The sequence below is a fragment of the Sinomicrobium sp. genome (genome assembly GCA_029266035.1).
Lineage (GTDB): Bacteria > Bacteroidota > Bacteroidia > Flavobacteriales > Flavobacteriaceae > Sinomicrobium.
The window spans coordinates 69,966-82,780 of record JAJUFH010000001.1 but is presented as its reverse complement, the minus strand read 5'-3'; the positions used below and the strand labels follow the sequence as shown (position 1 = coordinate 82,780).

General features: G+C 43.4%; 10 protein-coding genes and 1 other RNA gene. 7 read left to right on the top strand and 4 right to left on the bottom strand.

The window, feature by feature from the left end:
* The first annotated feature begins 9 nt into the window (after positions 1-9).
* From ACYZZR_RS00295 to ACYZZR_RS00285, 3 genes are read left to right on the top strand one after another with little or no spacing between them, the layout of a single operon-like run.
* Positions 10-495, top strand: a complete 486-nt coding sequence (locus ACYZZR_RS00295; RefSeq protein WP_461531989.1) for a SixA phosphatase family protein — start codon at positions 10-12, stop codon at positions 493-495.
* 2 nt (positions 496-497) lie between these two features.
* Entirely contained in the window at positions 498-2,612 is a 2,115-nt protein-coding gene (ppk1, locus tag ACYZZR_RS00290; RefSeq protein ID WP_461531988.1) for a polyphosphate kinase 1, read from the top strand.
* A gap of 52 nt (positions 2,613-2,664) precedes the next feature.
* Positions 2,665-3,561: a Ppx/GppA phosphatase family protein gene (locus tag ACYZZR_RS00285; protein ID WP_461531987.1), complete on the top strand. Its 897-nt coding sequence runs from the start codon at positions 2,665-2,667 to the stop codon at positions 3,559-3,561.
* 2 nt (positions 3,562-3,563) lie between these two features.
* Here ACYZZR_RS00285 and ACYZZR_RS00280 read toward each other — a convergent pair whose 3' ends face one another.
* From ACYZZR_RS00280 to ffs, 3 genes are all read right to left on the bottom strand, one after another.
* On the bottom strand, positions 3,564-7,295 hold the full coding sequence (locus ACYZZR_RS00280) for an AAA family ATPase (RefSeq protein ID WP_461531986.1): 3,732 nt from the start codon (positions 7,293-7,295) through the stop codon (positions 3,564-3,566).
* Between the two features lie 54 nt (positions 7,296-7,349).
* Positions 7,350-8,588, bottom strand: coding sequence for an exonuclease SbcCD subunit D (locus ACYZZR_RS00275; protein WP_461531985.1), 1,239 nt, complete (start codon positions 8,586-8,588; stop codon positions 7,350-7,352).
* 105 nt (positions 8,589-8,693) lie between these two features.
* An RNA gene (ffs, locus tag ACYZZR_RS00270) (signal recognition particle sRNA small type) lies at positions 8,694-8,792 on the bottom strand.
* Between the two features lie 96 nt (positions 8,793-8,888).
* Here ffs and ACYZZR_RS00265 point away from each other — a divergent pair.
* Together ACYZZR_RS00265 and ACYZZR_RS00260 are read left to right on the top strand one after the other, a co-directional pair.
* Complete coding sequence (locus ACYZZR_RS00265) at positions 8,889-9,917, top strand: glutaminyl-peptide cyclotransferase (RefSeq protein WP_461531984.1); 1,029 nt, start codon at positions 8,889-8,891, stop codon at positions 9,915-9,917.
* Positions 9,918-9,935: 18 nt separating this feature from the next.
* Positions 9,936-10,262 carry a DMT family transporter gene (locus tag ACYZZR_RS00260; protein WP_461531983.1) on the top strand — a complete coding sequence of 109 codons (327 nt, stop codon included), beginning with the start codon at positions 9,936-9,938 and terminating at the stop codon, positions 10,260-10,262.
* Here ACYZZR_RS00260 and pepE read toward each other — a convergent pair.
* Complete coding sequence (gene pepE, locus ACYZZR_RS00255; protein WP_461531982.1) at positions 10,259-10,996, bottom strand: dipeptidase PepE; 738 nt, start codon at positions 10,994-10,996, stop codon at positions 10,259-10,261. The two genes, ACYZZR_RS00260 and pepE, sit on opposite strands and share 4 nt — an antisense overlap.
* A gap of 160 nt (positions 10,997-11,156) precedes the next feature.
* Between pepE and ACYZZR_RS00250 the strand changes: the two genes are divergently transcribed.
* On the top strand, positions 11,157-11,882 hold the full coding sequence (locus ACYZZR_RS00250; protein ID WP_461531981.1) for a carboxypeptidase-like regulatory domain-containing protein: 726 nt from the start codon (positions 11,157-11,159) through the stop codon (positions 11,880-11,882).
* A gap of 99 nt (positions 11,883-11,981) precedes the next feature.
* Positions 11,982-12,674 (top strand): hypothetical protein, encoded by a 693-nt coding sequence (locus tag ACYZZR_RS00245; RefSeq protein WP_461531980.1) that lies wholly within the window; start codon positions 11,982-11,984, stop codon positions 12,672-12,674.
* The last annotated feature ends 141 nt before the right edge of the window (positions 12,675-12,815 follow it).

The window sequence follows — 12,815 nt, the reverse complement described above, 5'->3', positions numbered from 1 at the left end:
ACAGGTGTAATGAAGCAACTTATCATTGTCAGGCATGCCAAGTCGTCTTGGGATTACGAGGTGCAGGATAAAGACCGTCCGCTGAAGGAGAGGGGGGTAAACGATGCTATCCTATTGTTCTCTCATATACGCGGCAAGGTGGAAATGCCCGACGTAGTATTTTCTAGTCCGGCCAACAGAGCCTTACACACCTGTACTATTTTTATGCGAACCCTGGGGATTCCGTGGGATAGACTGTGTTTGTCTGATGAGTTATACGACTTTTCGGGGGCTTCGGTGGGCAGGTTTGTCAAAGGGATGAACGACGACTATAAGAAGATTGTAATCTTTGGACACAATCACGCCATGACCGGGGTTTCCAATAATCTGGGAGATCGTTTTACCGACAATATCCCCACCTGTGGACTGGTGCGGATGAGGTTTGATGTAAAGCACTGGTCGGAGGTTCAAAACGGCAGAACAGATCTGATGGTTTTCCCAAAGCATTTGCGTTAACTATGGATAAGACAGAAGTTAAAAATCAATATATAAACCGGGAGTTGAGCTGGCTTCAGTTTAATGCTCGCGTACTACAGGAAGCAGTAGATGAAAGTGTTCCGCTGATCGAACGGCTTCGTTTTCTGGGAATATTTTCCAACAATCTCGACGAGTTTTTCAAGGTGCGTTACGCCACTGTAAAGCGAATTGCTCTTGCAGGGAGAAAGGGAAAGAGCGCTTTGGGAGGAGAAGTGGCCAAAGATTTGCTCGACGATATTACCCGTATCGTAATCCGTCAGCAGGCTGAGAGCCAAGAGATATTGCGAGATATCGAATCACAGCTCAAAGAGGAAGACATACTCATTATAGATGAGACAGAGGTGTCTGATTCTCAAAAAGCATTCATTACTGATTACTTTGTGCAGAAGGTGAGTCCGGCTTTGGTTACCATTATCCTCAACGAACTGGAAGATTTTCCTCTTCTGAAAGATAGTGCTGCTTATTTGGCCGTAAAAATGAAGATGAAAAATGAAGATTCGGAACAGGGAATAAGACGCATTTTGACTTCTGGAACTCGGGAGATACGTTATGCTCTTATCGAAATACCCAGAGATGCCAACAGGTTTATAGTGCTTCCTAAAGAAGAAAACAAGCAGTACATCATTATGCTAGATGATTTGGTGAGGTATTGTTTGCCGCAGATTTTTAGTATTTTCAATTACGAATCACTATCTGCACATATGATAAAGATTACTCGAGATGCCGAATTGGATATAGACAACGATTTGAGTAAAAGCTTTATCGATAAGATTTCTCGTAGTGTAAAAGACAGAGAGATTGGAGAGCCGGTTCGGTTTGTATACGACGATAAGATCGATAAAGACACGCTCAAATTCTTAAAGGAAAAAATGCGCATCACCAATACGGATAGTGTGATTCCTGGTGGGCGCTACCACAATCGCCGGGATTATATGGACTTTCCCAGCTTGGGAAGAAAAGATCTGCTGTACAGCAAACAGCCTCCACTACCGGTAAACGGTCTGAGCCTTCAGGGAAGCCTACTCGACAAGATAGCCGAAAAAGATTATTTGCAGTTTACGCCCTACCACACTTTTTCCTATCTGATACGCTTTTTGCGCGAGGCGGCTCTCGACCCTAGAGTGAGGAGCATAAAGATTACCGTTTACAGGTTGGCTAGGCACTCTCAGGTAACAAGTAGTCTTATCAATGCTGTAAAAAATGGGAAACAGGTTACAGTACAGATCGAATTGCAGGCGCGCTTCGATGAAGAGGCCAATATAGAATATGCCGAACAGCTTCAGGACGAAGGTGTAAAACTGATATTCGGGGTACCGGGACTTAAAGTACACAGCAAGATATGCGTTATCGAACGGGAGGAAAAAGACAAACTGCGTCGATACGGATTTATAAGCACTGGAAATTTTAACGAATCGACTGCAAAGGTGTATACTGACTATACGCTTTTCACTTCCAATCAGGCTATTCTCAAGGAGGTCAATGCCGTATTCGACTTTTTTGAAACCACTTATAAGATACGAAAATACAAGCATCTCGTCGTTTCTCCACATTATACCGGAAAGACTTTTGCCAAACTGATAGATCGTGAAATTGCCCATAAACAAGCCGGGCATAACGCTTATATCAAGTTGAAGATGAACAGTCTTACCAACTACAAAATGATCGATAAATTGTATGAAGCCAGCAGGGCTGGGGTACAAATACAAATGATTGTACGCGGCGCCTGTTGCCTTATCCCCGGAGTACCTGGGATGAGTGAGAATATCGAGGTAATCAGCATAGTAGACAAATTTTTGGAACACCCTCGATTGTATATTTTTGGAAATGGCGGAGATCCGAAAGTATATATCTCTTCGGCAGACTGGATGACGAGAAATATCGATTTTAGAGTAGAGGTGAGTTGCCCCATATACGACGAGGATATCAAACAAGAGCTGATAGATACCTTTGAGATTGGATGGAGTGATAATATTAAGGCGAGGGTGTTGTCTGTTGCACAAGACAATGCCTATAGAGAAAAAAGAGGTCCTGAAATACGGTCGCAAATCGCGACTTACGAATATTATTTAAAAAAAATGACCAAAACTGTAAAGTAAAACACCAAACCCTTTGATCTCAACCAAAAGTGCAGAGGGGGAATAGCTTGTTATGATGAGGATTAGAAAATTTGCAGCAATAGATATAGGTTCAAATGGCGTGAGGCTGCTTATAAATAACGTCATTGAAGAAGAAGGAAAAGAACCTCAGTTTAGAAAGAGCTCTTTGGTAAGGGTTCCTATCCGACTCGGACAGGATTCCTTTACTGTAGGAGAAATCTCGGAGGCCAACAGCTTGAGAATGATAGAGGCCATGAAGGCTTTTAAACTCCTGATGAAAGTACACGGAGTGGAAAAGTACAGGGCTTGTGCTACTTCGGCAATGAGAGAGGCAAATAACGGCAACGAATTGGCCGAGGAGATAGAAAGAAAATCGGGAATACATATAGAGATTATCGACGGTAGAAAAGAAGCGGCCATTATTGCTTCTACTGACTTACACGAATTTATAGACAGTGAAAATTCGTATCTCTACGTAGATGTGGGAGGTGGAAGTACAGAATTTACCATTTTTACCCACGGCAAAATTGCCATGTCTAAGTCTTTTAAAATAGGGACAGTACGGCTGTTGAACGAAATTGTGGAGGACAATGTCTGGAAGGAGATTGAAAAATGGATAAAGAACAATACTCGTAAACTCAAAAACCTATCTCTTATAGGATCAGGGGGAAACATCAATAAACTTTACAAGATGTCGGGCAGGGAACCTGGGGTGCCCTTGTCGTATATTTGGCTGAATGCACAATACCAATTTTTACAGAGCATAAGCTATGAAGATCGTATTTCAGAGCTAGGGCTCAATCCCGACCGAGCCGATGTAATCATTCCTGCTACACGTCTTTTTCTTTCTGCGACCAAATGGAGTGGGGCAAAGAAAATACACGTGCCTAAAATTGGACTTTCTGACGGAATCGTCAAATTGCTTTACTTTAGTGAAAATTCGAACTAGGCTTACCACCCACTTACTTCCACCTTGCTCTTGCCGTTTCGCTGTTTCCGCACATTGATACGTACGGGAATGCGTTCTGTCATTTCCTGAACGTGGGAGATTACCCCTACTTTTCGCCCCTGATTGTGTAGGCGTTCTAGGGCGTCCATAGCGATGTTTAAAGTAGATGGATCGAGTGAGCCGAAACCTTCGTCTATAAACAGCGACTCCACTTTCATACGAGTAGAAGACAGCGAGGCCAAGGCGAGGGCCAAGGCGAGAGAAACCAGAAAGGACTCCCCTCCGGAAAGGGAGTAAACAGTGCGGATTTCATCTCCCATATCCTTGTCCAATACCTGTAGTCCCAGCGAATCTGGGATACGCTGCAATACATAGCGTTTACTGAGTACTTCTAAGTGTACATTGGCATAGCCGAGCAGTAAGTCGAGGGTGTATTCTTGGGCGATTTGCCGAAACTTCTTACCGTCTGCCGACCCGATGACCTCATTGAGTTTTGCCCAGTTGTCGAAAACGAGCTGCCGTTTTTCAATATCTTTTAAAATCTGGGAAAGTCCCTGTTTGAGTTTTTCGTCATCTCTAAGCTTGTAATTGATCTCGGCGATCTTGGTTTTGTGTTCTTCCCGTGTTTTCCTAACCGCATTGCGCAGTTGTACCACTTCTTCTTCCGATCGCTTGGAAGGGCGTTGGCTTCTGTGATGTTCTAATGCTTTGCGCCTTTCAGTCACTATAGATGCCGCTTGATTTACAGCGTTGGTCAGCTCGTGAAGAGCATTTCGCTCTTCTTCTATCCACTCATAAGAATACTCGAGCAGGGGTTCTAACTCCTCTATAGTCAGTTTTTTGGAGTGTTGTTCCGGCTGTGATTCCAGCCATAAGTCGATTTCAGATGCGTATTTGCTCTCCTGTCCTTGTAGCCTTTCGATTTCTTTTTTTACTTCTTCACCCCGAGTGTTTTCACCGGCTTGTTTATGGTTGAGTTCGTTGAAAACAGTGGTGATACTTTCCTGTTCTTCTCGTACATTTGATAGCTTATGTTCAAGTTCAGTTTCTACCTCATCAGCTGCCTTGCCCTGTAGAAGTGAACGGCGTTTTTGGAGCATTTGGTTGTATTGCGATTGCAGATCTAACAGTTGTTGTGTTTTTAGCTTTGCTGTTTTTTCCGAAAGTGCCAACTGTTCTTCGAGGTGTTTTTGGTCGGTTTTGGCCACGTCAAGCTCGCGTTGTCGGGAACTCAGCTCTTCGGCACGCGTTTTCCATTCACGGGCAAATTCGACAATGCACTCGACAAAGGTTTCCGGATTATTTTGCCAATGTCCATACCATTCCTCAGAAGGGAAATACGGCTTGAGCAGCTTTCGGGTTTGTTGTAAGTCTGTCGTGAGTTTTTGTTCTTCTCGACTTCGGCTGGCTAGTTTTTCTTCTCCGAGTGAGCGTTCTTTTTCTTTCTCGTTAATTTCCTTCTCTACTGCAGAGAGTTCCAATCGTTTTTGTTCTAGTTTATCTTTTTCATCTTCCAATTGTTTTTTGGTGATGTTGTATGCTTTAATCTGTTGCTCCAGTATTTTTAGTTTTTCTTTTTGTCTGCTCTGTTTTTCTTGTATCCATTCTGATCTGCGATCTTCGGGGAGGGCAATCAGAGAGGTGTAGACATCAGAGTTCCGGCATTTTTCTTCTGCCTGTCGTATCTTTTCGTCTTCCGATGAGAGCTCAGCTTTGAGTAGAGGGATGTTTGCTTTGTGGAACGCTATGGCTTGTTCCAGTTTGTTGTATGCTCCCAACAGGGAATCGCGTTGTTCTTTAGCGTTTCTATGCTCTGTTTCTAAATCTTCCAATAGTCTGTCGGATAGGGGAGAGTGCACAGCATAAGGATGCTCGGTACTTCCACATACCGGACAGGCTTCGCCCGGACTTAGGCTTTGACGTAGTCGGTCGGTATTTTCTGAAACGGTCAACTTGGCTTTTTCCAGAATTTTCCCGGAAGTATCGTGTTTCACAGTAGCTGTTTCTAGTTCCTTTGTAGTTGCAGAGAGCAGTTCTCTTTTTTCAGTGTATGCTTTGCGTTCCTCGTCGAGCCTTTCCGCTGTAGCACTCTTTTGCTGTAAGTGCTCATGCCAAATGTTCCATTGCAGTGCTAAAGTGTTGAGATCTGTGGCTGTGGAATGAAGGCGGTCGCGTTCTTTTTCAAGTGTGGCAATATCGATTTGCGATAATGTCTGTTGCAGTGTTTTGCAGTGCTCTTTAAGTTTTTGCAGTGTGTTGAGGATTGTTTTTTGACTTTGCGAAAGGCTGTCTTGTTCCTTACAGACTTTTTCTTGTTTACCTTGAAGGTCTCGTAGTTGTAATTGCAGAGAGTGTATCTCCCTCAGAGATACTTCTGCATCTTTTAGCTTGGAGATGATAAACTGCTGTTCTTCGGCTACTGTTCTTCTGGACTGATGCTCTTTTAACCAGCGGTCGATTTGGTCTAGCCGGTTTTGTATAGCTTGCGTATTGCGGGTGTGTATGGCTAATTTGTCCTTTTGGCGGTTGTATTCTCCTTTTGCTTCTTCACTTTCTTTCTGCGCTTGGTCTAGCTGTTTTTTGAACTCAAAAATTCTGATATCTGCATCTCTAGCCTTGCTGATTAATGGACGTGTTTCTTCCTGAGTTTTGAGGGCCGATTTCAAACGGGATGCTATCTGATCGGATTGTTGTTTGAGTTTGCTCTTTTGTTCTGATAGCGCTGTGAGCTTATTTGAAATCTCCTGTAGTTGTTGCTGTTTTGATTGCAGTTGCTCACGGATGTATTTAAGGTTGTCTACGGCAGGTTTTACGGTTTGGAATCGGGTTAGCTTGTCGAGTAATTGCTCTCTTGGAGCTGCCTCATTCCGAATTAGCTGTGCCCGTTGATATGCTTGAACGGCTTTATCTTGTTCCTGTTGCAGTGAATTGTCTTTCTCGTGCCAACTGAGTTCTTTGGATAGTTCTTCTTCTTCCTTTTGCTGTAGTTCAGCAGCAGTTTCGCTTTCCTTTTTGAGTTCCAGTAATTTTGTAATTTCTTCCGGGGAGAGTATTGCGGTGTTTTCGTGCCTGACGCGCAAGTCGCGCAGCAATTGTTCCTGCTCTTTGTAATTTTCGTAAACCCGTTTGGAAATCTGCGAGTACACATAGGTTCCGGTCAGTTTTTCCAACAGAGCTGATTTCTCGTCTTTTCCAGCTTTTAGAAAGGCGGTAAAATCACCCTGAGCTAGGAGGACAGATCGGGTGAATTGTTCGAAATTGAGACCTACACAGCGTTCGATTTCTTCCAGAATTTCCATTTTTCTTCCCGGAATATCGGTGCGATTACTGATGTTTTTCAGCTTTATGTCGTAGGGTTGCAGGCTTCCGTCGGGACGGTTGTACGCTCTTCTTACACTCCATGTAGCGCGGTACAGCTGTTTGTCCACTCCTTCAAAATCGACCTCTGCAAAACCGTCTGTAGTACCGTCTCTTAGAATCCCCCTAACATCGCCCTGTTTTATGGTGTGTTCGCCTACATCGTTGATGTCAATTCCCCCTTCAGCTGTCCGGTATCGAGGCGTTTTTGCGTACAATGCCAGGCACAGGGCATCGAGTATGGTAGATTTTCCGGCACCGGTAGGTCCGGTGATGGCAAAGATCCCGGCCGACCTTAGCGGTTCTTCGGTAAAGTCTATTTCCGTAATTCCTTCTAGGGAAGCGAGGTTCTTGATGCGTACACTGAGTATTTTCATTCAAATAGGGTCGATTAAAATAGCTTTGAGGATAAAAGTGTTTTTGCTTCAGCTCTATTCCTGCTCTGCGAGTTCTGCACTGAGGTGTTGAAACAATTTTTTCAGATCGTCTGGCAGTGTATTGCCATACTTGGAGTGGTATGTTTTTTCAAGGATTTGGAGAGGTTGTAATTCCTGTAATTGTTCCGGATTGTTTGGGGTATTGTTATTCTTTTTATCCACACTAGTATAGTGTACATCTATCCGGGTGAGGCGAACGTTTTTGCTCTGAAGAGCGGTTTCAATGCGGTGTCGCAGGGAGGGTTCTGGTCCTTCCAGTAATACTCTTACTTCGAGATAAGGGGGGGGAGTATCGGTGTCGGATGTATTTGGAAGCTGGGAAATTGCACTGAGTACATCGTCTAGACTTTCCGGAACAGCGGGAATTCTTTTGAGGGGTGTCGACACGGGAATTTCCAAGCTTTGAATATTTTCAACAGTCTTGCCTTCCAGCTCAAATACCATGACCTGATGCTTGTAGTTTACCTCTGAGAACGACATGGGAATCGGACTTCCGCTGTATCTCACATGTTCTTTTGCCCCTATGCGCTGCGCTTTGTGGATATGTCCGAGAGCTACATAACAGATGCCTTCGGGAAAGGCCGATGCCGATACACATTCCACTCCTCCCATGATAAGACGCTCCGATTTGTCCATATCGCTTATTTCTGCCTGGCGAGCGTGAAGGTGCCCCATTGCAATAACAGGCTGTTTCTGCTGTTTTTCCTCACGGAGATAATTATAGAGCGAGTTGTATAGGGTTGCAACCCCATCGGCATAAGGGTTAGTACTGTTTGCCACCGGAGGGTAGTCGCCCATTCGCAAAAAGGGAACGGCCATACACCAAGCTTCCGTCTCTCCGTTTTTCCCTCGTATGGGAATGAGTAGTTTGTCGTAGTCTATTGAGCCGTCACTCTTCTTTTCTACCACTCCTACAATATGGATATTGGAGGATTCTAATAGTGGTTTAGGCGATTCTAAGCGAGAAGCTGAATCGTGATTTCCCGCAGTGATAATCACCTGGAGGTTTGGGCAGGCCGCAGTAGTGCGACTGAGAAAACTGTAAAACAATCTCACCGAGGCGGCGGAGGGATTTGACAGGTCGAAAACATCTCCGCTGATCAACAGTACATCTACTTTTTCTTCCCTTAAGACGATTTCCAGCCATTCCAGAAATTTACGGTGTTCGTAGGTCCGGTCGTATTCGTGAAAGAGCTGGCCAATATGCCAGTCGGCAGTATGGAGAATCTTCATGATAGCAGGAGATTTACATGGGTATTTTGCCACCCGATTGTCGATGCAAGATAACTGTTTTGACAGGAAAAAACAATCTGTAAGGAGGTGACTTTAGAGCACAAAAAAAGGCAAGCTACCTACATCGCACCGCTGCGACCACATACCCTTGCTGCGTTCCCACCCTGGGGGATTTTGCAGGAGCTGGTCGTGTAGGACTTGCCGGTTGCAAAGGTATTACTTTTTTATATTTACTAAAAGTTTTCTCCGTTTTAATTTTATTGAATAAATTGGTCCCCTCAAAGGTAAATATCACGAGAGATGCTTAAGTGGTTTAATATCAATATCCTGATCTGTTTTTTTGTTGCCTGTAATGGAGAACACGCCTCTTCCCGACGTTTTTCGGTAGCTGTAGAAGGTGGAGAAAAGGTAGTGTACAACAAGCCTGTAAGGTTAAAGGTAACTTCCAAAAAAGACATCCCTGTCGATTCAGTAGCCTATGCGGTAAATGGCATTTCTCTACCGAAAGAAGAAGGAGGAATTAGTCTGAAAGGCATTCCCTTAGGACATCAGAAAATAGTGGCTACAGTCTATTACGGTGATGATTCAGACAGTATATCTGTACCGATAACCATATTGGCAGACAAGGCTCCTGAATTGTATGGCTATGAGATTGTAAAAGAATATCCTCACGACGGAGAGGCTTTTACCCAAGGACTTGAATTTTACAAGGATACGCTCTATGAAAGTACCGGAAGACACGGGTATTCGTCGCTGAGAAAATCCAATTATACAACAGGGGAGGTATTGAAAAAGATATCCTTGGATCAGAGCTTATTTGGTGAAGGGCTCACCATTATGAACGACAGGATTTATCAACTTACCTGGAGGGAAGGTAAGGGGTTGGTTTACGATATGAATTTTGAGTTGATCAAAGAATTTAATTACGGAAAAAGCAAGGAGGGATGGGGGCTGTGTAACGACGGTACACGAATATTTAAGAGTGATGGCACCTCCAAAATCTGGATACTGGACCCGGAAACACTAGAGGAAACGGGACATATAGAAACAGTCACCAATACTTCGGTGTTTTCGATGGCCAATGAGCTGGAATACGCTCACGATAGGATATACGCCAATACCTGGCAAAAGGAAGGAGTAATGATTATCAATCCCGATAACGGAGTTATAGAAGGCGTTGTAGACCTCAGAGGATTAAAAGATAAAGTAACGCAAAAGCCCGATCTCGACGTGTTGAACGGTATTGCTTATTTTCCGAAGCGCGATACTTTTTTTGTCACCGGAAAGAACTGGGACAAGATTTTCGAGATAAAAATTACTTCAAAGTAAATAAAATCAAATTGGATTATGCATTGGATTATTCTCATTATCGGCGGGTTGTTTGAAGTGGGATTTACCTTTTGCTTAGGTAAGGCCAAAGAAGCTACCGGCATGTCTTCCTATCTCTGGATCGCCGGTTTCTTTATATCGCTTACGGTGAGTATGTACTTGTTATATCGCGCTACCTTAGTCTTACCTATGGGTACAGCCTATGCAGTGTGGACAGGCATCGGGGCTGTGGGAACAGTGCTAATGGGGATACTGTTTTTTAAGGAACCTGCAGATTTTTGGCGATTGTTTTTTATCACAACCCTAGTAGCTTCTATTGTCGGTCTTAAATTTGTTTCAAATTAATCTGCATACTCCAGAAAAGAAAGTTGCGATCCTCCGGCTAGTTCGTATGCTTCTTTACCCTGTTCGAATATCCTTGCCGACAAGTCGCCTTCAAGGATGATACTTTTGCCAGAAACAAAGAGCCAGCTGCCCTCGCGCAAACCTACCACGGCTTGCGGATTGAGCTTGTGAAATTCTGCGATACGTTTTTCCCGTGTTTCTCCCATATGAGTGCTTTGGGTATCCGGGTCGAGATAGTGCGGATTGATGTTGAAGGAAACCGCTCCAAGCGTGTCGAAAGAAGGTGGGTATACAATAGGCATATCGTTGGTGGTTTGCATACTCACCCCAGTTATATTGGCTCCTGCACTGGTTCCAAAATAAGAAAGTCCGCCTGATATAGCCGTTTTTAGAGGCTCCATAATTCCGTTTTCATACAGCTCTTTTACCAGTAAAAAAGTGTTTCCTCCTCCGGTAAATACCGCTTTGGCATTTTGAATGGCTCGAATAGGATCGGGGAAACGGTGTAAACCGACCACTTTTTTGCCAATCGAAGCCAGTCCCTTTGCCGCAATTTCAGTGTAGGCGTCGTGTGTAATTCCTCCCGGACGGGCGTAAGGGATAAAAACAATCTCGTCGGTATGGGCAAAAAAAGTTTGCAATCGAGGCAAGATGTACGATAGATAGGAGCCTCCGTGAACGGTAGATGTACTGGCTATGATTAATTTTCTGATATTTGTTTGCTCTTCTTTCATCAGTTGACAGGGATTTTTGTATTTTTAATTGACATTCTGGCATTTAACAAAAAATTAATTGCCACAGTGTTTAATTTGCGGTATTCTTGTGCTGTGCAATGGTTACCAGTGCAAAGACAAGAAAGCCTTTTAAAGCTAAAGTAGAAACAAAAAAAGCTCCATGCAAAAAATACTAAGCGTCTTACTATTTTTATGTGTCCTTACCGTTGGTGCCCAAGACGGAAGAACAATACTTCGCGGAAAAGTGATTTACAGAAATTCTAGCGTGCCCAATCAAAATGTGATTAATTTAGAAACACAGAAAGCTACGATAACAAATAAGGACGGCGAATTTGAAATCTTTGTAAAACAGGGAGACCATTTGGTGTTTTCTGCGGTGAATTACAAATTGGAAACAGTGGAGATTACCAGCGATATTCTCGATAAAAACCGTTTGGTTGTAGAGGTTAATGAACGAGTCAATGCGTTGGATGAGGTAGTGGTAACTCCAGACAATGAGGAGAAATTTCTAGAACTGAGAGGGGAGGAGTTTAAGCAATTTGAATATGCTGACGACTATTCTACAGAGGCTCAAAACATGGCAACTCCTGAAAAGCGTTTGCAGAACGGAGTTAATTTTGTCAATATCTTCAAAGCCCTTTTTGTCAAGGAAAAAGAAGAAGACCAGCAGATTCAGCTCAAAGTTAGCGAAGTGCTTCGCCAAGTGTATGACGATGAGTTTTTTGTGCTCGACCTGAAAATTCCCCAAGACAAAATAGACGATTTTCTCTATTACTTAGACGGTAAGATACCGAGACAATCCTTACTTCGAAAGGAAAACGAATTTGAACTCATAGACCTTCTAGTGCAAGAAAGTGAAGCCTATAGGAATATGCAAAAGGAGTAGCTCAATATCTTGGGACATTCCAATAAATACGGCTATTTGACGGTGTTTTGTTGTCTGTGTCTGTACAGCGTGCAATCGCAAAACGGCCTAAAGGGAAGGGTGAATATTCCGACTTCCGAAAAGTCAGGTATACATATCATAAACATATCAGACTCAGATTATGCCACTATAACCGATGCGAATGGCAGGTTCGAAATTCCTGCAGCTGCAGGAGATTCTGTGGTGTTTTCCGGTGTGCAGTTTTACAGAGAAACCATAGTAGTTACAGAAGCTATGCTGACAAATCCAGATTTTGTAGTGTATCTCCGGGGAAGAGTCAACGAGCTGGATGAGGTAGTAGTGAAAAATCTCACCGGCAATCTCATCACCGATATGCGGCGCATAAAAACCGACAGTGTAACCTCTTTTTCCTTAGGCTTGCCTAATGCTCACAAAGTACAGCTTCCTAAAACAGAACGCAAATTGTTTGAGGCGACTAGCGGAAGTGGATTGATTCCGTTAAACCCCATCATAAACGCCATTACAGGACGCACAAAACGACTGAAAGAATACGTGCGTTTGGAAAGGGAAGATAAGGCGCTGAAGGAAATGCGGCAGCAGCTAGGTGATAAATTCTTTGCTGAAATGGGAGTTCCCGAAGAAAAAATTCCGGATTTTTTGTACTACTGCCAGGCTCGTCCCGTGTTTGATTATCTGAAAAATAGCCGCGATGCCCTTGCCGTATCCGACACCCTCCGAGTATATGCGAAAAAATATTTGGAGGAACAGAAGGTTGAAGTTATCGCAGATTAAACCGATAATTACAGAAGAGTTTACTACCATCAATACAATATTTTCATTTTTTTACTGTGTTTTTATAGTGATGTGCTAAACTTTAAAAGTCCAATATTCCACATTTTAATTATATTGACTATTTTGCGATAAAGTTTCATT